At 69.4% G+C, this 19,497-nt stretch carries 18 protein-coding genes and 1 other RNA gene; 13 read left to right on the top strand and 6 right to left on the bottom strand.

Annotated elements, in window-relative coordinates:
- Position 1 precedes the first annotated feature (1 nt).
- From AB0H43_RS07970 to AB0H43_RS07985, 4 genes are all read right to left on the bottom strand, one after another.
- Entirely contained in the window at positions 2 to 823 is an 822-nt protein-coding gene (locus AB0H43_RS07970) for a carbohydrate ABC transporter permease (protein WP_359998184.1), read from the bottom strand.
- Entirely contained in the window at positions 820 to 1,797 is a 978-nt protein-coding gene (locus AB0H43_RS07975; protein WP_359998186.1) for a sugar ABC transporter permease, read from the bottom strand. The genes AB0H43_RS07970 and AB0H43_RS07975 overlap by 4 nt, the downstream gene beginning before the upstream one ends.
- A gap of 2 nt (positions 1,798 to 1,799) precedes the next feature.
- Positions 1,800 to 3,110 (bottom strand): ABC transporter substrate-binding protein, encoded by a 1,311-nt coding sequence (locus tag AB0H43_RS07980; RefSeq protein ID WP_359998188.1) that lies wholly within the window; start codon positions 3,108 to 3,110, stop codon positions 1,800 to 1,802.
- Between the two features lie 109 nt (positions 3,111 to 3,219).
- Complete coding sequence (locus AB0H43_RS07985) at positions 3,220 to 4,479, bottom strand: ROK family transcriptional regulator (protein ID WP_359998190.1); 1,260 nt, start codon at positions 4,477 to 4,479, stop codon at positions 3,220 to 3,222.
- Between the two features lie 270 nt (positions 4,480 to 4,749).
- On the opposite strand from AB0H43_RS07985, the gene AB0H43_RS07990 reads away from it, so the two are divergent.
- From AB0H43_RS07990 to AB0H43_RS08025, 8 genes are all read left to right on the top strand, one after another.
- Positions 4,750 to 5,265: a PadR family transcriptional regulator gene (locus tag AB0H43_RS07990; protein WP_359998192.1), complete on the top strand. Its 516-nt coding sequence runs from the start codon at positions 4,750 to 4,752 to the stop codon at positions 5,263 to 5,265.
- Between the two features lie 108 nt (positions 5,266 to 5,373).
- The gene (gene prfB / locus AB0H43_RS07995) at positions 5,374 to 6,495 is read left to right on the top strand and encodes a peptide chain release factor 2 (protein ID WP_359998193.1); all 1,122 of its coding nucleotides are present in this window, start codon (positions 5,374 to 5,376) and stop codon (positions 6,493 to 6,495) included.
- Positions 6,496 to 6,592: 97 nt separating this feature from the next.
- Complete coding sequence (ftsE, locus tag AB0H43_RS08000) at positions 6,593 to 7,273, top strand: cell division ATP-binding protein FtsE (protein ID WP_359998195.1); 681 nt, start codon at positions 6,593 to 6,595, stop codon at positions 7,271 to 7,273.
- A gap of 53 nt (positions 7,274 to 7,326) precedes the next feature.
- Complete coding sequence (locus tag AB0H43_RS08005) at positions 7,327 to 8,343, top strand: permease-like cell division protein FtsX (protein WP_359998197.1); 1,017 nt, start codon at positions 7,327 to 7,329, stop codon at positions 8,341 to 8,343.
- 55 nt (positions 8,344 to 8,398) lie between these two features.
- Positions 8,399 to 9,661: a M23 family metallopeptidase gene (locus AB0H43_RS08010; RefSeq protein WP_359998198.1), complete on the top strand. Its 1,263-nt coding sequence runs from the start codon at positions 8,399 to 8,401 to the stop codon at positions 9,659 to 9,661.
- 50 nt (positions 9,662 to 9,711) lie between these two features.
- The gene (gene smpB, locus AB0H43_RS08015) at positions 9,712 to 10,188 is read left to right on the top strand and encodes an SsrA-binding protein SmpB (protein WP_359998200.1); all 477 of its coding nucleotides are present in this window, start codon (positions 9,712 to 9,714) and stop codon (positions 10,186 to 10,188) included.
- Positions 10,189 to 10,272: 84 nt separating this feature from the next.
- Entirely contained in the window at positions 10,273 to 11,037 is a 765-nt protein-coding gene (locus AB0H43_RS08020) for a cellulose binding domain-containing protein (protein WP_359998202.1), read from the top strand.
- A 60-nt stretch (positions 11,038 to 11,097) separates the two neighbouring features.
- A complete protein-coding gene (locus tag AB0H43_RS08025; protein WP_359998204.1) occupies positions 11,098 to 12,399 on the top strand; it encodes an SRPBCC domain-containing protein in 1,302 nt (433 codons plus the stop codon).
- A 202-nt stretch (positions 12,400 to 12,601) separates the two neighbouring features.
- Here AB0H43_RS08025 and ssrA read toward each other — a convergent pair.
- Positions 12,602 to 12,974, bottom strand: a transfer-messenger RNA (tmRNA) gene (gene ssrA / locus AB0H43_RS08030).
- Between the two features lie 110 nt (positions 12,975 to 13,084).
- Here ssrA and AB0H43_RS08035 point away from each other — a divergent pair.
- The 4 genes from AB0H43_RS08035 (at position 13,085) to AB0H43_RS08050 (ending at position 18,004) form a co-directional block, all read left to right on the top strand.
- Complete coding sequence (locus AB0H43_RS08035; protein ID WP_359998206.1) at positions 13,085 to 14,794, top strand: hypothetical protein; 1,710 nt, start codon at positions 13,085 to 13,087, stop codon at positions 14,792 to 14,794.
- 33 nt (positions 14,795 to 14,827) lie between these two features.
- Positions 14,828 to 15,475 carry a hypothetical protein gene (locus tag AB0H43_RS08040; RefSeq protein ID WP_359998208.1) on the top strand — a complete coding sequence of 216 codons (648 nt, stop codon included), beginning with the start codon at positions 14,828 to 14,830 and terminating at the stop codon, positions 15,473 to 15,475.
- Positions 15,476 to 15,518: 43 nt separating this feature from the next.
- Complete coding sequence (locus AB0H43_RS08045; protein ID WP_359998210.1) at positions 15,519 to 17,444, top strand: cell wall-binding repeat-containing protein; 1,926 nt, start codon at positions 15,519 to 15,521, stop codon at positions 17,442 to 17,444.
- Between the two features lie 167 nt (positions 17,445 to 17,611).
- Positions 17,612 to 18,004 (top strand): hypothetical protein, encoded by a 393-nt coding sequence (locus AB0H43_RS08050; RefSeq protein ID WP_359998212.1) that lies wholly within the window; start codon positions 17,612 to 17,614, stop codon positions 18,002 to 18,004.
- Positions 18,005 to 18,040: 36 nt separating this feature from the next.
- Here the strand turns inward: AB0H43_RS08050 and AB0H43_RS08055 are convergent, their stop codons facing one another.
- Positions 18,041 to 18,844, bottom strand: a complete 804-nt coding sequence (locus AB0H43_RS08055) for an S-methyl-5'-thioadenosine phosphorylase (RefSeq protein WP_359998213.1) — start codon at positions 18,842 to 18,844, stop codon at positions 18,041 to 18,043.
- A gap of 47 nt (positions 18,845 to 18,891) precedes the next feature.
- Between AB0H43_RS08055 and AB0H43_RS08060 the strand changes: the two genes are divergently transcribed.
- Positions 18,892 to 19,464 (top strand): YqgE/AlgH family protein, encoded by a 573-nt coding sequence (locus tag AB0H43_RS08060; RefSeq protein WP_359998215.1) that lies wholly within the window; start codon positions 18,892 to 18,894, stop codon positions 19,462 to 19,464.
- The last annotated feature ends 33 nt before the right edge of the window (positions 19,465 to 19,497 follow it).

Genomic DNA, 19,497 nt, shown 5'->3' on the forward strand with positions numbered 1-19,497 from the left:
GTCAACCTTTCACTCCGGTGAGCGTCACGCCTTGCACGAACGCCTTCTGCGCGAAGAAGAACAGCACGATGACCGGAACCATCGTGACGAGAGTGGCGGCGCTGACGAGGTGCCATTCCACGTGGTGCAGCGTCCGGAAGGAGGCCAGCGCCAGCGAGATGGTCCAGTTCTCCTCGTTCTCGTTGGTGTAGAGCAACGGGCCGTAGTAGTCGTTCCAGGCGTAGAAGAACTGGAACATCGCGGCGGCGGCGATGCCCGGACGGGCCATCGGGAGCACCACCCTCAGCAGGGTGCGCCACTCGCCGCAGCCGTCGATCCGGGCCGCGTCGAGGTACTCGTCCGGGATCGTCACGAGGAACTGCCGCAGCAGGAAGATGGAGAAGGCGTCGCCCAGCAGCATCGGCAGGATCAACGGCCACAGCGTGCCGGTGAGATGCCCGTTGGCCCAGAGCATGTACACCGGGACCGTCGTCACCTGCGGCGGCAGCATCATCATGCAGATGATCAGGGTCATCATCAGGTTGCGGCCGCGCCAGCGCAGCTTCGCCAAGGCGTACGCCGCCGGAACGCTGGAGAGCAACATCGCGCCGGTGGCGAGCCCGGCGTACATCGCCGTGTTCCCGAGGTACTTCAGCAGCGGCGTCTTCGAGAAGACCTCCGCGTAGTTCTCGGGATGCCAGGAGTGCGGCCACAGATCGGCGGTGAAGGTCTGGTTGCTGGTCATCATCGAGGTGAGGGCCAGGAAGAGCACCGGCGCGAGGAACATCGCCGACAGGGCGAGCGCGATGCTGTGCTTGGCCACGAAGATCAGCGCCCGGTTCATCGGTCGCCTCCGGTGAACGCCTTGAACCGGCGAATGAGGATGACGGTGATGCTCATCGAGACGACGAACAACAACAGCGCCAGGACGTTGGCGTACCCGAAGAGGTTGTAGCGGAAGCCCTCGGTGTAGAGCCACATCGGGTAGGTGAGCGTGGAGTTCTGCGGGTAGCCGAACGTGCCCGAGACGCCGCCTCCCCCGGTGACCTGGTTGGACGCGACGCTCGAGGCCACCGCGGCCTGGGTGAAGTACTGGGCGCAGCCGATGACTCCGGTGATCGTCGCGAAGACGAGGACGGGCCGGATGGTCGGCAGGGTCACGTAGCGGAACTTCTGCCAGCTGTTCGCACCGTCCAGCGACGCGGCCTCGTAGAGGTCCACCGGCACATCCAGCAGCGCGGCGACGAAGATGATCATCAGGTCGCCGACCGCCCACAAGCTCAGCAGGACCAGCGCGGGCTTGGCCCACGCCGGATCGTTGAACCAGCGCGGTCCGTCGATCCCGAGCCACCGCAGCATGGTGTCCAACGGCCCGGTCTGCGGCTTCAGCAGCAGGACGAAGGCGATCGTCGCGGTCACCGGCGGCGCGAGCGCGGGCAGATAGAACAGCGTCCGGTACGCACTCCGCGACCGTTTCATGGCGTTGAGCAGCATCGCCGTGAGCAGGGCGCCGATGATGCGGGCGGGGACCATGGCGGCCGTCAGCCACAACGTGTTCTTGGCGGCGATCCCGACGAGCGGGTCTTGGAGGAGGTACCGCCAGTTGGCGAGGCCGACCCACTCGGGCGGGTTGATGAGGGTGAACCTGGTGAACGAGAAGTAGACCGCGGCGGCCAGCGGATAGGCGAGGAACACGATCAGGCCGAGCAGGGCCGGCCCGATGAAGGTGAGCACGACCAGACGGGGGCGGCGCGACCCGCGCGCACCCCGCCGGAGGGCCGCGGTGTCGCGGCCCTCCGCCAGAGTGACGGTGGCCATGGTCAACCGGCCAGCTTGACGACGTCGTTGATCTGCTTGTCCACCTCGGACAGACCGGCGGTCAGATCCTTCTTCTGCCCCGATTGCCAGGCGTCGACGAAGGTTCCGAAGGTCTCCTGGTACGCCGGGCCGACGGCGCTCGGGGGAGTGGTGCCGCTGTTGGTGTTGGCGAAGATGTCCAGGAAGACCTTGAAGTTGGCGTCGACCTGAAGGTCGGGCGCGGTCAGCGCGGAGGTCAGCGTCGGCACGTTGCGGATGCCGTTGCCGAGCTTGACCTGCGCGCCCTGGTCGAGGGTCAGATACTTCACCAGCGCCCAGGCGGCCTCCGGGTTCTTCGCCGTACGCGAGACGCCGATGACGTTGCCGGAGATGTAGCCGGCACCGTACCGGCTCGGGTCGGCGACCGGCAGCGGGCTGACCCCGAAGTCGACGCCCGGCGCCTGATCCTTCAGGAACGCCAGTCGCCATTCGCCGTCTACGGCCATCGCGACCTGGCCCTTCTGGAAGGCGTTGTCGGCCGACCACTCGTCACCGAGGCTCGCCCGGAATTTCTCCAGCTTGTCGTAGCCGTACCAGTCGACGAGGTCCTTCTGCCACTTCAGCAGCGCCTGCCACTGCGGGTCGCCGCCGATCGCCGAGGTGCCGTCCGGCTTGAGCCACTGCGCGCCGACCATCGGACCGAGGTGCGACGGCGAGTTCTCGTAGAACCCGAACAACGGCAGGAAACCCGCGCGCTCGATGGTCCCGTCCGGCTTGCGTACCGTCAGCTTCTTCGCGGCCTCGGTCAGCTCATCGAGGGTCTTGGGCGGGTTGGCGATGCCCGCGTCGGCGAGCATCTTCTTGTTGAAGTAGAAGCCGTACGCGTCGGCGAGGAACGGCATCGCGCACCGCTTGCCGCGGAACTCGGTGTAGGACCGGACGACCTCGGGCATGACCTTGAGGTCCACGCCGTCGCGTTGGACGTAGGGCGTCAGGTCGACCCAGCCGCCGGTGGCGCAGAATTTGCCGACGATGTCGGTGGAGTAGCTGATGGCGACGTCCGGGCCGGTCCCGGCGCCGATCGCCTGGACCACCTTGCTGTCGTCCTGACCGCCTTTGACGGTCACCTTGACCTTCGGGTACTTGGCCTGGAAGTCGGCGATGATCCCGTCGATCGCCTTGGCCTCACGGTCGGTGAAGAAGTGCCACAGCTCGATCTCGCCGGACGGTTCGACGCCCGGGGTGGCGATCGGCTTCGGCTCGGGCGCCGGCGTGCAGGCCGCGGTGACGGCGAGCAGCGCGGCGAGCCCGGCCAGAATCCGGGTACGACGCATCGAAGGTGCTCCTCTCGGAAGAACCCTGAAGAAGGTATGGGTGACCGCGGCGACGGCCCGATGGCCTCGCCGGAGGCGGTGAGGTGCTGAAGTGCTGAGTCCCGGCCGGTCAGCCGGCCGGAACGTTGGCGCGCAGAGCGTTGATCAGCGAGTCCCGCACGGTACGCAGCCCGGCGTCGACGGCGCCGAGCAGCACCGCGTCGTCGGCGATGCCGGTGACCGCGATGGTGATGTCGAGGGGGATGGTGCTGGAGATGGCGGCGCGGACCCGGCGCGCCAGTTCTTCGCCGCCCGCCTGGGCGACCTCGCCGGCGAGGACGATCAACGGGGGATCGAGTACGCCGGCCACCGCGCCGACGCACTGGCCCATGCGGCAGGCCAGTTCGTCGAGGAACTTCTCCGCCTCGGCTGTGCCGGTGTCGACCGCGGCGGCGACGGCGTCGGCCGCCCCGGTCGCGGTGAGCCCGTGCGCCGCGGCCAGCTCGACGACGGCCGGGCCGCCGACGAGTTCTTGCATGTCCCGGGGACCCTGACCGGGGAGCCCGACCGGGACGTAGCCGATCTCGCCCGCCCCGCCCCGGGCACCGCGCAGCAGGCTGCCGCCCAGGTCGATGGCCAGACCGAGGCCTTCGCCGAACCAGAGCAGGGCGAAGCTGCTCGCGGGATCGCCGCCGGTCCGGTCCCCGCGGTCGGGCGTACGCAGTCCGGCGGCCACGCCGCGGCCGCGTTCGGCGATCGCGGCGAGGTTGACGTCGTTCTCCACCGCGACCGAGGCGCCGAGTCGTTCGCCGAGCTGGGCGACGAGCCCGGCCCGGTCGAACCCGGCGATGTCGATGTGCCGGATGACGCCCCCGTCGGCGTCGTAGGAGCCGGGCACTCCGAGGTGGACGTGCGAGACGCCGGTCCGGTCCAGACCGGCCAGCGCGGTCAGCCGTCCGACGATCTCCTCGATCGCGGCCAGCGGATCCGCCTTTACCAGGTCGACTCGGTCGTGTACGCGGGCGTGCACCGTACCGGCGAGGTCGACGAGGGCGGCGGTGAACTCCGGTCGGGCCAGGTCGGTCGTCTCTTTGACGGAGACGGCCACCGCGTATGCCGCGGCGGGGTTCGCCGCGTAGATCTCGGCGTTGGGACCTGGACCGCCCCGGGTATGACCCACCACGATGGCCAGACCGGCGTCGGTGAGCCGGCGGAGGACGTCGGAGGTGGTCGGCTTGGACAGGCCGGTGAGCTCGCGCAGGTCACCCCGGGTGAGGGTCCCTCGGTCGAGCAGGTGGGCGAGCGTGGCGCTCTCGTTCATGGCGCGCAGGAGCTTGGACGAACCGGCCAATCGCCCCGCGGACTCGGTCCGTGGCTGGTGGCGCAGCATCTCCAGCTCCCTCGCTCTCGCCTCGCGCAGTGGCATGCGTGCTACGGCGTGCTGTGCGCGATCCTAGTGGATCCGAACTGTTAGGCAAACTGACTAACTATAGCGGCAGAGTAAACGAGCAGGATGGCGCCGTCAAGAGGATAAATCGGACACCGTGACAAGCGGATCGTCCGGACGTCCGGTCCGTCCTGGACTGTCTCCGCAAGACAGTGCACAGTGGAATGAGCGGAAATAGTGGACAGAGGACCGACAAAGTGGCAGCGTAGAGGCATGGCGGAAGCAGGAATCAACGCAACCGCAGCAGCCGTTCTCGGCTTGCTGCACGAGGGACCCATGACAGGCGGCCAGCTCATGGCCGCCGCGGACCGGCGCCTCGGCGCATACTGGTCGATGACTCGCAGCCAGGTCTATCGCGAGCTGCCCGCTCTGGCCGAGCTGGGCTACGTCAAGCTGGGCAAGCCCGGTCCCCGGGCCAGCCAGCCCTACGCGATCACCGCGGCCGGCAAGCGGGCGTTCACCCGCTGGCTCGCCGAGCCGCCCGGGCGCGATCTGCTGCGCAACCCCACCGCTCTGCGGGTGGCCTTCGGGTCGCAGCACAGCGCCGGTCAGCTCAAGGAGCTGATGGCGGGCGCGAACGACTACCACACCGAGGCTCTGGCGACCGCCAGGGAACAGGCCAAGGAGGCGAAGAAGGAGGGGGACGAGTACGGCGCCGCGGCGCTGGACTTCGCCGTCGCCTATCACAAGGCCGCCCTCACCTGGTTGAAGACGGCTCCCACGAAGTAGGGACTCGATCCGGCAAAACCAGGTAAACATGGTTAATTCGGTGTGGGCGGTTGCGGACTGCCCACACCGAGGTATTTCTGATTGCGAGTCCGCGTAGTCTTGTTTGACGTGACAGTCGCCGACTACGCCGATCAGTTCAAGCAGCTTGACTCCACGCTGCGCAATGTCGAGCAGGTGCTCGACCTCGACCGGTTGCGCCGGGACAAGGTAGCGCTGGAGGAGCAGGCGTCCGCCCCCGACCTGTGGGACGACCAGGCTCGGGCGCAGCAGGTGACGTCCCAGCTTTCCTATGTCAACAGCGAGATCGCCCGGATCGAGGGCCTGCGCCGCCGGCTCGACGACGCCCAGGTGCTGCTCGAGCTGGCCGAGGCCGAGGCCGACCCGTCGGCGGTCGCCGAGGTGGGCACCGAACTGGCCGGGCTCGCCAAGGCGATCGAGGAGATCGAGGTCCGGACCCTGCTGTCCGGGGAGTACGACGCCCGGGAGGCCCTGGTCAACATCCGGGCCGGGGCGGGTGGCGTCGACGCCGCCGACTTCGCCGAGATGCTCCTGCGGATGTATCTGCGGTGGTCCGAGCGCCACGGTTACCCGACCGAGGTCTACGACACCTCCTACGCCGAAGAGGCTGGCCTGAAGTCGGCCACCTTCGCCGTCAAGGCGCCGTACGCGTACGGCACGCTCAGTGTCGAGGCGGGCACGCACCGGCTGGTCCGGATCAGCCCGTTCGACAATCAGGGGCGCCGGCAGACGAGCTTCGCCGGCGTCGAGGTGCTGCCGGTCGTGGAGCAGACCGACCACATCGACATCCCCGAGAACGAGATGCGGGTCGACGTCTACCGGTCCTCCGGTCCGGGCGGTCAGTCGGTCAACACCACCGACTCGGCGGTACGCATCACGCACATCCCGACCGGGATCGTCGTCACCTGTCAGAACGAGAAGTCGCAGCTCCAGAACAAGGCGGCGGCGCTGCGCGTCCTCCAGGCCCGGTTGCTCGAACGCAAGCGGCAGGAGGAGCAGGCGAAGCTGCAGGGCCTGAAGGCGGACGCCGCCGGGTCCTGGGGCGACCAGATGCGCAACTACGTCCTGCACCCCTACCAGTTGGTCAAGGACCTCCGGACGGAGCAGGAGACGGGCAACCCGACGGCGGTCTTCGACGGCGACCTCGACGAGTTCATCGAGGCGGGCATCCGGTGGCGCAAACAGCAGCAGATGGAGGCCGCCGCCAGCTGATCGGACAGCGAGGTCTGTTCGAAAGGGTGAAGGTTTGTCCTCGGCGGAGTGGCCGCGGCGGTTCACAGCCGAGGATGACCGGCTAGACTCTCGTCCCGTGATTCGGCTCGAGCATGTGACCAAGACCTATCCGAAGGCGTCCCGGCCCTCACTGGACGACGTGTCGGTCTCGATCGAGAAGGGCGAGTTCGTCTTCTTCATCGGTCCGTCCGGCTCAGGCAAGTCGTCCATCATCAAGATGTTGTTGCACGAGATCGCCCCCAACCGGGGCAAGGTCTACGTGAACAACAAGGACGTGACCTCCATCCGGGGCTGGAGCATCTCCAAGTTCCGCCGTTCCATCGGCTGTGTCTTCCAGGACTTCCGGCTGCTGCCCAACCGCACGGCGTACGAGAACGTCGCGTTCGCCCTCGAGGTGATCGGCAAGTCGAAGGCCGTCGCCCGGCGCGTCGTGCCCGAGGTGCTGGAGCTGGTCGGCCTCGGCGGCAAGGAGCACCGGTACCCCCATGAACTCTCCGGTGGTGAGCAGCAGCGTGTCGCGGTGGCGCGGGCGTTCGTCAACCGGCCGCTGATCCTGCTGGCCGACGAGCCCACCGGTAACCTGGACCCGGACACGTCGATCGAGATCATGCGGTTGCTCGATCGCATCAACCGGACCGGGACCACCGTGGTGATGGTGACCCACGACTCCAACATCGTGAACCAGATGCGCCGCCGAGTGATCGAGATCGAGGGCGGCCGGATCGTTCGTGACCAGGCCAGAGGCGTTTACGGCTGAGCCTGACCCGCAGACCGATCCGAACCCCCTAACCTGGCGGAGGAATATCCCCGATGCGCGCGAAATACGTCCTGACCGAGGTCTTCGTCGGTCTGTGGCGCAACGTGACGATGACGATCGCCATGATCATCACGATGGCGGTGTCGCTGACGATGCTCGGCGCCAGCCTGATGCTGTACTGGCAGGTCGGCGAGATGAAGGACTGGTACTACGCCCGAGTCCAGGTCTCCGTCTTCCTCACCCCGGAGATCACCGATCAGCAGCGGGCCGACCTCAAGACCCGGCTGGAGCAGGACCCCGCGGTCGAGAAGGTCTTCTACGAGGACCAGGACACCGCGTACAACCGCTTCAAGGAGCAGTTCAAGGACCTGCCCGACCTGGTCAAGTCGGTCGAGCCCGCGTCGCTGCCGGCCTCGTTCCGGGTCACCCTCAAGGACCCCGAGAAGTCGGCCCAGTTCGCGGCGGCCCTGGAGCAGGCAGCCGGCCTCGACCAGGGCGACTCCGACACCACGGGAGCGACTCCGGCCCCGTCGGCTAGCACCTCCGCGGGCGCTTCCCCGGCGGCCAGCGCCGGCACGACCGACACCACGACCACCGCGGCCGGGGCTGATCAGCCCATAGCCGGGATCAAACAGGTGGTCGACCAGAAGAAGCTGCTGGAGAAGATATTCGGGATCATCGGCTCGATCCAGAGCATGTCCCTGATCGTCTCCGTCGTCATGGGCATCGCGGCACTGTTGCTGGTGGCGAACACGATCCAGGTCGCGGCATACAGCAAACGGCGAGAAGTCGCCGTCATGAAGCTCGTCGGCGCGTCGAACTGGTTCATCCAGGCGCCGTTCGTGCTCGAGGCGGTCTTCGCGGCGGTGCTCGGCGCGCTCATAGCCTTCCTCCTCCTGGTCTGCGGCAAGGTCTTCCTCATGGACAGCTCGCTCAAGGAGCTGCAACAGATCATCACGCCGATCAAGTGGGGCACGGTGTTGCTGATGCTGCCGGTCCTGGCCGGCATCGGCGCCCTGATCAGCGCGGCCACCGGCTGGGTGACGCTGCGGGCGTACATCAAGAAGTAGCTCCCTTTTAGGGGTATTTCGCCGTTGCGGCGTCGTATATCGGTAAGCTGCCGATATGCGACGCCGCAACCGGTTCTACCGGCCGGTCATCGCGCTCGTGGCCATGGCGGTCGCCCTGCTGAGCGGCATGCCGTCCGCGTACGCGAGACCCGACGACCCGCGCGGGGACTACAGCCGGATTCAGGCCGAACTCAAGCGGACCGGCGCGGCTCTCGAAGGCGCCACCCAGCGGGCCGCCGACGCCGTGACCCGTTATCAGGCGGCCGTCGCGGCGCTACCGGCGGCCGAGGACCGGATCGCCGTCGCGAAAGGGTCGGTGACGGCCGCGACGGTGCAGGCGGGGACGGCCGAGCGGAAGGCCGCCGAGGCGGCGCGGACACAGCAGGCGGCCGAGGCGGCCGTGCAGGCGAGGACACAGGCGGTGGCGGCGGCCCGGGAGCGACTCAGCGCCTTCGCGGTGGCGGCGTACACCGGCAGCGCGGTGGCCGAGTTCAACATGCTCCTGGAGGTGCGCTCACCCGAGGAGATGGTGCAGCGGGTCGGCTACCTCCAGCGGATCACCGAGCACGAGCAGGCCGCGATCGGGCGGGCCCGCGCGGCGCGGTTGGCCGCCCGGGAGGCCGCCAACGAGGCCGAGCTGGCCCGGCGGGCGGCCGCCGACGCCGAGAAGGCGGCCCACGACCGGCTCGCCGAGGCACGGGCGGCCGAGCAGGAGGCGGCCGACGCGCAGGCCGCCCTCGTGCAGTTGGTCGCCGAGCGGAAGGCCGCCAAGGACATCGCCGACTCCGAGCGCGCGACCGTCCTGCGCCAGTACCGCGAACAACAGGAGGAGTCCGACCGGATCTCGGCTCGGCTGCGCTCCTGGGAGGCGGCGCAGCGGAATCGCGGACCGGTGCTGCGACCGGGCGCCCGGCTGCTGCTGCCGGTCCGCAACGCCTGGAAGTCCAGCGACTTCGGGATGCGGTACGACCCGTACTACCACGTGTGGCAGTTGCACGCCGGGGTCGACCTGGCCGCCGACGGCGGTACGCCGATCTACGCCGCGGCGGACGGGGTGGTCTCCTACGCCGGCTGGGCCGGGGGGTACGGCAACTACACCTGCGTACGCCATGGGCGGTCGGGCGGGAAGACTATGAGCACCTGCTATGGCCACCAGTCCCGGATCCTCGTGTCCGACGGGCAACGCGTACGCCAGGGGCAGCTCATCGGCCGGGTCGGCACCACCGGCGCCTCCACCGGCAACCACCTTCACTTCGAGGTACGCCTTGACGGCCGCCCGGTGAACCCGCTCCCGTATTTGCCTGGGTGTCTCTGCTAGCGCCCGAGTAGACTCGCACGGTTGATGAAGCAGCAGGAGGATGAGCAGCCGTGCCACGGGAGAAGGGCCGCAAGGTCGTCGCGACGAACCGCAAGGCCCGCCACGACTTCGCCATCCTCGACACGTTCGAGGCCGGGATCGTACTGACCGGCACCGAGGTCAAGTCGTTGCGGATGGGCCGGGCGTCGCTGGTCGACGCGTTCGCCCAGGAGCGGGACGGCGAGATCTACCTGCATCAGCTGCACATCCCGGAGTACACGCAGGGCACGTGGACCAATCACGAGCCCCGGCGTACGCGGAAGCTGCTGATGCACCGCACCGAGATCCAGAAGCTCCTCGGGAAGCTGTCCGAGTCGGGGCTGACGCTGATTCCGCTCAGCCTCTACTTCGCCGACGGCTGGGCCAAGGTGGAACTCGGCCTCGCCCGCGGTAAGAAGTCCTACGACAAGCGGCAGGATCTCGCGACCCGGGACGCCAACCGAGAGATCCAGCGGGCGCTGGGCCGCCGGAACAAGGGAATCGAATAGCCGACCGGGCAAGGGTTCGCGGCGCGCTCAGACGGTAATCTCCGCTGAGGCTTCATCCCCTCGGGTCTTGGGAGGACGTGCGCAGTGGCTAGGCACCGGCGTGACGACGAGTTCGCCGCGGCGGATCCGACGGTGGTGTTGCCGGCCGTCGCCGCGAGTGACGCTTCGGCTGACGAGGACGCCGAGGACTTCGCCGACGTTCCACCGGCCGGCCGGCGCCGCGGCGGCCGTACCGTCAGCCCGCTGCTCTTGGGCGCGGGCGGGGTCGCCCTGACCCTCGTCATGGTCGTCGGCGGCTGGGCGCTCGCGGGCGGGCAGGGTGGCGGTGATCCACTGGTCTTCCCGTGGAGTTCGGACACTCCCGGCCCGATCGACGTCTCGATCAGTCTGGAGCCGACGGTGCTCCCGTCGCCCAGCGACGCCGCGACGCCGAGCCCCAGTGTCGCCAGCCCTCGGCCGACCCGGAGCCGGTCGGCCAGCCCCAGCCCGACGGTGTCGGTCAGCCGGTCGACGGAGTCGGTGGCGGCCACCACGATGACCGCCACCGCGATGCCGCTCAACGACTGGGCCGGCGGCTACGTCGCCCAGTTCGTGGTCACCAACACCGGCAAGACGGCGGCTCGCTGGACGGTGGAGGTCGAGTTCGCCAAGCCGGTGCGGATCGACCAGGTCTGGAACGCCTCGATGAAGACCACCACGCAGACTCACGCCGTGTTCTCGTCCGTGCAGGATCTGGCGCCGGGCCAGAGTGTCGGCTTCGGCATCCGGGCGTTCTACGACGGACGTACCCCTGCCGTTCCGGTCACCTGCACCATCGACGGAAAGCAGTTTCCCTGCCCGTCGGCGTGACGCGACATCCGGCGAATGCCGGACAGCGCCCCTGGCCGAAGACGGAATATATTTCAGCTCGTGAGCGAGATAAGCGTTGATGTCGATCTTCCGCACCCACCGCACCGCGTGTGGCGGGCGCTGACAGATCGTCGCGTCCTCGCCACCTGGTTCATGCAGACCGACCTGGAGCCGCTGCCCGGCGCGGTCGGCCGCGCCTTTCCGAGCGGCATCGCCGGATTCACCGGGCCGTTCGACATCGAGGTCGTCTCGGTCGGCCCGGAGCGGCTGCTGGTCATGCGGTGGCGCGGCGACCAGCTGCACGCGGAGGTGCGCTGGGAGCTGGAGGAGCTCACCGGTGGCACCCGGTTGCGGGTCAGCCAGACCGGCTTCCTCGGGGTGAACGGCACGCTCCGGCGGCGCGAGCTGCGTCGTGCGTACCAGCAGCTCTTCGGGGAAGAACTGCCCGCGGTCCTGGACCGGGCCGCGACGGGCGAGCCCCGCTCGGTCCCGCGCCAGCGCGTGCAGCGACCGGTGGTCGCGGCGGTGGGCGTCGAGAACGAGCTGCCCTCGGCCGCGCCGCGCGACGACCTGGGCGACCCGTCCGACCCGTGGGCGCTCAGCGACCCGGCGGTCACGGCCGGGGTGGGTCACCGCCCGGTGCCACTCGACGAGGAAAGCTCCGAGATCACCCCGCCGCCCCACGGCTTCGCGGGCCGGCTCGCCACCGCGTTCCCGTTGCACGAGCGGGTACGCGCAGCGGCGATCACGGTGACCGTCGCGATGATCGTGGTGACCGTGGGCTGGCTGTGGCTCACCCGGCCGGTGCATGTGGACGGACCGCCCGCGTCCTACCCGGTGGCCACGCACGACCCGGCGTTCAGCCTGCCCGCGCAGTCGCCGTTCGTCCTGCCCACCGGCGGTACCACCGGGCCGGGCACCGCTACGCCCAGCGGCGTCCCGTCGCCCGGCGCCTCCGGCGGCGTCTCGGGCTCGCCGAGCCTGGAGACGTCGGCCACCGGTACGCCGCTCGCACAGCCCGCCCTCACCGCCGAGTACGCCACCCAGAGCTCCACCGGCCTGCTCGGCTACCAGGTCGCGGTGACGGTCACTGTGCACAACCCGGGCACCTCGCCGCACAGCGGCTGGACCGTCGTCCTCACCGTCCCGTCGGGGGCCACCGTGGACTCGAACTCGGCCTCGGTGCAGGTCGCGAAGTCGGGAGGGACGGTCACGATCACGCCCAAGGACGCGAGCAAGGTCGTGAACTCGGGCAGCGACGTCGCGTTCATCGTGACCTTCAGCGGTGGCGCGCTGCTCGGGATCGGCAGCGGGGGAGTGACCGCCTGCACCGTCGACGGCACCTCCTGCACCAAAGCCTGACCCCCTGTCACCTGCCCCCTCCGGGCGCTGCACTTGCCCTCCGGGCGCTGCACTTGCCCTCCGGGCGCTGGATCAGGGTTCTCGGTCGAATCTTGACGCATGATTCGACCTGGATCCGTGATCCGGCGCGAAAGGGATCGGGCGCGACGGATCAGGCGCGGGCATGAGAACGGCCCCGGACCGAAGTCCGGGGCCGTTCGCCAAGTGGAGGTGCGGGGAATCGAACCCCGGTCCCTCGCCGCCTTGGCAGGGCTTCTCCGAGCGCAGCTCGCTGTGCCTCTCTCGGCCCCTCCGATCACGCGAGCGAGTCGGTGTGGCGGGCCCAGTCGCGATTGATCTCACCGCACCAGCCCCGCGACAGGACCGGATTGGCCAGCCTACTAACTGATGCCGGTGAACTAGGGCGTAGGCGTCCCTAGACCGACAGACCTGCTACTCGCCTCAGGCGGCGAGAGCGAGGTCAGCGCGATTAACCTTGGCGCTTATTGGTTTTCGACGTCGATTAACGAGACGGCGTCGACTTCCTCGGCTCGCTTCTCCTGCCGCAACGTACGCGGTCGAAACCTGTCACCCCCGTAAGGGCGCCGTTCGGGTGAACGACTTCGTCAAGACTAACGTCTCGCCCCCGCGAAGTCATCCCGTTATCCCCGTCACATCGGTCAAAACGGTGAATAATGCTCTCATTGTGTCATTACCGGAGCCGGTGCGGACGGCCGAGACTCAGCCGGTGCGTACGGGCGAGACGAAGAACCGGGCAACGCGGTGGCTACCCGCGCTGGTGCTGCTGCCTGCCCTGCTGCTGACCCTGTGGCTGCCGCTCAACGGCGACGTGGCGTACGCCGTCGGCGGGCTCGAGGCGGCCGGCCGGGGCGGGGTGAGCGTCTGGGACGTCTTCGTCGCGCGACCGATCGCGTACCGGCTGTTCCTGGCCGGTCTCGACGCCTTCCGGGCGCTGCTGCCGGGCACGGATTCGTGGGCGGGCAAGAACGCCGTCGTCCGGCTGGCGGCCGACCTCGTCATCATCGGCGTCGGAATCGTGCTCCACCTCGGACTGCGCCGCTTCTGCCGACCGGCGGTCGCGGCGGTGAGCGCCCTCGCCACGACGGCCGCGTTGTTGATCTCGCCGCCCTGGCACTTCCTGCAACCGGACTGGGTCGCGGCGATGGCCGGAGTGCTCGCCGTCGGGGCGGCCTGCGCGCCCCGCCGCTGGTGGCTCGGTGCGGTGCTGGGCGGGTTCGCCACGTTCCTGACCGTCGCGGTGAAGCTCGCGACCGCCCCGATCGCGGTGATCGCCCTGTTGCTGATAGCGGCGTTGTGCGTACGCCGGGCGTTGTGGACGGCGGCCGCGGCGGCGGTCTTCACCGGCCTCTGGTACCTCCTCACCAAACAGTTCCTGCCCTGGGAGTGGACGTGGTTCGCTGACCAGGCGGCATTGGTGCACGACTCGCCGATCCACCACGCGCCCAACCTGACCGACTTCCGGAAGTTCCGGATGGCCGCGTACGACGTCATGATCATGAGCCCGATCGTCGTGCTCGCCCCGGCGGCGGTGATCGTCCTGGCGCGCCGCCGGCTCCACTGGTACGCCCTCGCCGTGGTGATCGCCGGGCTGTCCGTCTCGTCGGCGTACGCCCAAGGCGAGTGGTTCATGTACCACTTCGCGGTGGTGCCCGTCCTCGCGGCCGGGGTCTGGGGCGCCGCCTTCGGCCGGGATCGGCGAGCCCGGCTGCCGTTGGGCGTCGGACTGGTCGCCGCTTCGCTCGCGAGCATGGTTGTGGTGCGTCAGCCGGTCGGCTGGCGACTGGCCCAGCTGGGCTCGGTCTCGAAGGCGTACTTGGCGGCGGCGGTGCTGATCGCCGGGTGGACCGTGCTCGCTCTGCGGCGACCGGGCCCGGACCCGGATCGGGCGGGTCGTTGGACGACCGTCTTCGGCACGGGGGCGGCGACGGTGGCGATGCTGGCCGCCTGCCTCCCCGGCAGCCCGTACGCCTTCAGCGGCTACAACGCCGACGCGCGGAACGTCATGGGGGTCCGGAACGCGGCGTACGAGGACTTGAGCACCCGGCTCGGCCGGGACACCCCGGTGCTGTACCTCGCGTTCGGCAGTCTCGCGTACAAGATGGGAAACCCGACGTCCTGCCGCTATCCGTCGCCACAGTGGCTGCAACGGGGCACCTACGTGCCCCAGGCCCGCACCTACCCGAGCTACGCCGACAACCTCCGGTGCCTGACCGACGACACGTCCGCCCGGTACGTGGTCATCAGCCCACGATGGTTCTCCGTCGCCCGCGCCGACCCACAGGTGCGAGCGTTGCTTGCGGCCCGCTTCGACTGCTCGGCGCAGGCCCGCGTGCCGGCGCCGGGCGATCTCGTGGTGTGCCCGGCCCGGTCTTGACGCCACCTCCCCCAGACCGGTAGGAACTGCCTGGTGCGCCCGGCCGACGTTCCCATGCCTGCCGCCGTCGCGGCCCGGCCCCGCGACGATCGCGGCTATCCCGTCCTCGCCATCACGCCCTGGGCCGACGGGCAGCCACGCTTCGCGGCCACCGGCACCGCGCGCAGCTACATCTGCGCCGTGGAACGGCGTTGCTCCATCTGCGGTACGCCGATGGCAACCGGACCCGTCTGGCGAGTGGTCGGCGCGGCCGAGGCGGCGGCCATCGCGGCCGCGATCGCAGCCGGGCAGGTGTACCGGAACGAGGCGGCCACTGTGGAGGCTCCGGGGCATCGCGACTGCATGCTGTACGCCGCCGTCGTGTGCCCCTACCTGGCGCAGCCGACCGCCCGCCGCAGCCAGGACGGCCGGCACGCCGGGATGGCCCGCGGCGAGCGCAAGAGCGCCGGCGGAGCCGTCGTCGGCTTCGCGAGCCTGGAGTTCCGGTACGCCGACGTGATGATGTTCCGGTTCGCCGAGGTCGTCGAGTTCCTGCCGCACGACGGCGGGGAAGAACAGTTGCCCCGCTTGGTGTCGGCAATCTCGCAGCCGGACCCGGCAACGCTCGAGTGCCCGGAGTATCTCCTGTCGGATGAGGAATCGGCCACTCGCCGCTTCACCGCCTATCTGGACGGTCGCTGATACCGTTCCGCTCGGCGTCCGCCGGTGTGCGACCTTCGGACGCGTGCCCCTCAGCCAGGAGACTCCATTGCGTACTCTGCTCACTCGTCAGCGTGCCGCCACCGCGGCCGTCCTGATCGCCTCCGTCGCCGTCCTCGCCGCCTGTGGCGAGAAGAAGGACTCGGCCGACCCGAGCGCCAGCCCGTCGGCCGGCCCAGCCATCAGCGCCGGTGCCGTGCTCATCTCCGACGGCACCGCCGTTGTGCGGATCGGCGACCAGAAGGTGACCTTCCCCACGACGGTCAAGGACGCCGCGTGGTCACCCGACGGCAGTCGGATCGCCTTCGTCGACGGCGACGGCAACATCTCCACCAGCCGCCCGGACGGCAGCGCGCGGGTCGTGCTGACCAAGGCGAAGGCGGGCTTCACCCGGTCGGAGCCGACGTGGTTCGGCTACCGGGTGCTGTTCACCGAGACCGACGGCAAGGGCGTCGCCCGCCTCCTGCAGACCGGCGCGAACGGGAGCGCCGTCAGCTACTCGAAGGACGTCGTGACGCCCGCCTACCTGGGACCGGATCTGCCGGAGACGGGCGCCTCCCAGGCCAACGCCGTCATCAGCGCCGAACTCGTCGGTGAGACGGCGGAGGTGGCGTACGTGGCCAAGACCGCCAAGAGCACTGACGTCTGGGTCATCGACGTGAACCAGCGAGAGCCGTACGGCGTGAAGATCGCCGCCGGGACGGACCCCGCGCTGTCGCCGGACGGCAAGCAGGTCGCGTACGTCGCCCGGGACGGTCAGGTCGCCGTGGCGAAGGTCGAGTTCGGCCGGAACAAGGCCGGCAAGCCAACCACGATCACCACCGGCGCGCAGCAGCCGAGCCACCTCGTGTGGTCGGCGGACGGCCAGCGGGTGGCGTACTCGACGCCGACGGGCATCGAGAGTGTGGCCGCGACCGGTGGCGACAAGCAGGCGGTGTCCTCGACGCCGGGCGTGGCCGCCTATCTGCCCGTGGCCCGCGACAAGGTAGCGCGGGTGACCGGCACGGACCCGGTGGCGACCGCGATCGCCGCCTCGAAGCTGCGCTATCCGACGATGAAGCAGTACATGCCGTCGGAGGCGGACGAGCCGGCGAACGGGGTCGTGCTCGCCTCCGCCGCCAAGCCGGAGTACGCCTTGGTCGCCGCTCAGCTCGCCTGGGCCGCCCACGGCCCCCTGCTGCTGACCTCCGGGGCGAGCCTGGACGCGCCGGTCGAGGCGGAGCTGAAGCGGCTGTTCGGCACCATCGACAAGTCCTACGGCGACAACGGCCCGACGGTGTACCTCGTCGGCGGGGAGGACGTGCTGTCGGCTCCGACCGCGCAGGCGCTCAAGAAGCTGGGCTTCCGGCCGGAGCGGATCACCGGCGCCGACCCGATCGCGGTCGCCGCGTCCGCCGCGAAGGTGGTGCGCTACATCGACAGCGTCCTGGTCGTGGACGGCAAGGACCCGAAGCTGGCGGCCGCCGTCGCGGGCGTGGCCCAGCCGGGCGGCCTCATCTTCACCGACGGCGGCACGTTGCCCGCCGCGAGCAAGGCGGCGCTCCAGGCCGTCTACGAAGGTGCCGAGGTCTACGTCATCGGCAGTGCCGCGCAGCAGGCGCTCGCCGGCGGCTGGCCGGGCAAGTCGTCGAAGACCACGGTCACGAAGATCGACGCCGAAGGTGACTCCGCCATGTCCGCTCTCGCCCAGCTCTCGGGCAGTCCGCGCCTCGCGGTGGTCGCCGACCCCGCCGCCCCGCTGGAAGTCGCGATCGCCGTCTCGCTCGCCCACTCGTTCAACGGTCAGGCCGTGTTCGCCGGACCATCCGGTGTGGACGACAAGACCAAGGAGTGGCTGGTGAACACGGCAGGCTCGATCGACACGGTGTACGTCGTCGGAGCCGGGGCGTCGGCCGACGCCGAAGCCGCGATCGCCACCGCCGTCAGTGGCCCCCTCGGCTACACCCACTAACCCCCTCTTTTTTCGCGTTGATCATGAACTAATGGTCGTTGTCGACGGTGTGTCGCTGTCCGAAAGTTCATGATCAACGCCTTAATGGCCTGTTCACACCCTGGACAGCGCGGCCGGAGCGCGGGACCATCGAAGTTCCAGCCCCGCTGTTCCGGGGAGGTGCGGGAATGTCCTATGAACTTCCACTCGCCGTTGGAGGCCTGGCCAAAACGGTGGCGATGCCACCCGCCGGGGACGGCTGGACCCATCGGGTCGTCGCCGGAGTGCAGGCCCTCCGCGAAGAACTACTCGCCCACGTACGCGACACCGAAGGTCCCGGCGGTGCGTACGCGAAAGTGTTGCGGGACGCGCCTCGGCTGGCTCCGGGCGTACAAGCCCTCGTCGAGGACCATCGAGCGATCCTGGCCGCATTGGACGCCTCGCCGCCGACCGAGCCGATGGACGTCGACCGGCTGCGGGCGTGGGCCCGCCACCTCGTCGAAGACGTCAGCTCGCATCGGCAGCGCGGCGCGAACCTGCTCTACGAGGCCTACTGCACCGATCTCGGCGAGCCCGGCTGACGGCCGGATTGTCGAGAGCGCCGGCGCTCGGACCGGTCAGGGCAGCTCGAAGGGGAGCGTGATCCCGTCCAGGGTGGACGGGCACGGGCAGGCGCGCTCCTCCGGCAGCTGCGCGAGCGTGGCGAGCAGCAGGTCACGCAACCGCTCGGTGTTCTCCCGGAAGACTCGGAAGACCTCTTCCTGCGTGACTCCGTGGTCGCCCTCGACCCCCGCGTCCAGATCAGTGACGAGCGCGATGGAGGTGTAGCAGAGCCCCAGCTCCCGGGCGAGAGTCGCCTCCGGCTCGCCCGTCATGTTGATCACACTGCCACCGGCCGCGGTGTAGGACCGCGACTCGGCCCGGGTCGAGAAGCGCGGCCCTTCGATCACGAACATCGTGCCGCCGTCGACGATCGCGTGCTCCCGCTCCGCCGCCGTACGCAACACCGCCGACCGGCCGGCCGGGCAGTAGGGGTCGGCGTAGTTCACATGCACCGCGCCGACGTCGTAGAAGGTGCGTACGCGCGACGACGTGCGGTCGACCACCTGGTCCGGCAGGACGAACGTGCCCGGCCCCAACTCCGGCCGCAGCCCGCCGACCGCACAGGGCGCGAGGATCTGGCGTACGCCCAGCGACCGCAGCGCCCAAAGGTTGGCGCGGTAGTTGATCCGGTGCGGGGGGAGCCGGTGATCGCGCCCGTGCCGGGGCAGGAAGGCGACGCTCCGACCCGCCACGTCAGCGATCGTGATCACATCGGACGGGTCGCCGTAAGGAGTGTCGACTTTCTGCTCGACGGCGTCGGCGAGCAGTGCATATAGTCCTGATCCGCCGATCACTGCGAGGTCTGCGCTCCGGCTCATGGAGCAGACCTTATCCGCAACCGGGGCGGACGGATATGGTGCAAGCCATGACATCGGGCGTGGAGCGCATGGAGCTGACGGGTCATCTGCTGGTCGCTACGCCCGGCCTGCGCGATCCCAACTTCGAGCGCAGCGTCGTCCTGATCCTCGGCCACGAGCAGTCAGGCGCCCTCGGTGTCGTCCTCAACCGTGCGACCGGCACGTCCGTCCGTGAAGTCCTGCCCGGCTGGGAGAGCCTCACGCCCGATCCGGCGGTCCTGTTCGAAGGCGGTCCGGTCCAGCCCGACTCGGCGATCTGCGTGGCCCGCGCCCGCTCCGGAGTCGCCGGGTTTCTAGGCTTCAGCCGGGTGGTCGGGCAGATCGGCACCGTCGACCTCTCCCGCGATCCGGCCGGCATGCGCGAGCGCCTCGAGACCGTCCGGGTTTTCGCCGGGTACGCCGGCTGGGAACCCGGTCAGCTGGAGGCGGAGATCGCGACCGGCTCCTGGCACGTCTGCCAGTCGTTGCCCTCCGACGCCTTCTCCGCCCGCCCGGATGATCTCTGGGGCATGGTGTGGCGGCGTCAAGGCGGCCTGCTCGCGGCGGTCGCCCACTACCCGTCCGACCCGTCGTTGAACTAGTGATACCCGATTTCGCCGTTGGTCGGCGGCCGT

This window comes from Hamadaea sp. NPDC050747 (assembly GCF_040654195.1).
GTDB lineage: Bacteria > Actinomycetota > Actinomycetes > Mycobacteriales > Micromonosporaceae > Hamadaea.

Bases quoted from the DNA above. Each gene is read 5' to 3' on its own strand.
- AB0H43_RS08055 (WP_359998213.1), bottom strand. From the start codon at position 18,844: ATGAGCCGGAGCGCAGACCTCGCAGTGATCGGCGGATCAGGACTATAT.
- AB0H43_RS08060 (WP_359998215.1), top strand. From the start codon at position 18,892: ATGACATCGGGCGTGGAGCGCATGGAGCTGACGGGTCATCTGCTGGTC.
- AB0H43_RS07975 (WP_359998186.1), bottom strand. From the start codon at position 1,797: ATGGCCACCGTCACTCTGGCGGAGGGCCGCGACACCGCGGCCCTCCGG.
- AB0H43_RS08010 (WP_359998198.1), top strand. From the start codon at position 8,399: ATGCGACGCCGCAACCGGTTCTACCGGCCGGTCATCGCGCTCGTGGCC.
- AB0H43_RS07985 (WP_359998190.1), bottom strand. From the start codon at position 4,479: ATGCTGCGCCACCAGCCACGGACCGAGTCCGCGGGGCGATTGGCCGGT.
- AB0H43_RS07970 (WP_359998184.1), bottom strand. From the start codon at position 823: ATGAACCGGGCGCTGATCTTCGTGGCCAAGCACAGCATCGCGCTCGCC.
- AB0H43_RS08050 (WP_359998212.1), top strand. From the start codon at position 17,612: ATGTCCTATGAACTTCCACTCGCCGTTGGAGGCCTGGCCAAAACGGTG.
- AB0H43_RS08005 (WP_359998197.1), top strand. From the start codon at position 7,327: ATGCGCGCGAAATACGTCCTGACCGAGGTCTTCGTCGGTCTGTGGCGC.
- AB0H43_RS07980 (WP_359998188.1), bottom strand. From the start codon at position 3,110: ATGCGTCGTACCCGGATTCTGGCCGGGCTCGCCGCGCTGCTCGCCGTC.
- AB0H43_RS07990 (WP_359998192.1), top strand. From the start codon at position 4,750: ATGGCGGAAGCAGGAATCAACGCAACCGCAGCAGCCGTTCTCGGCTTG.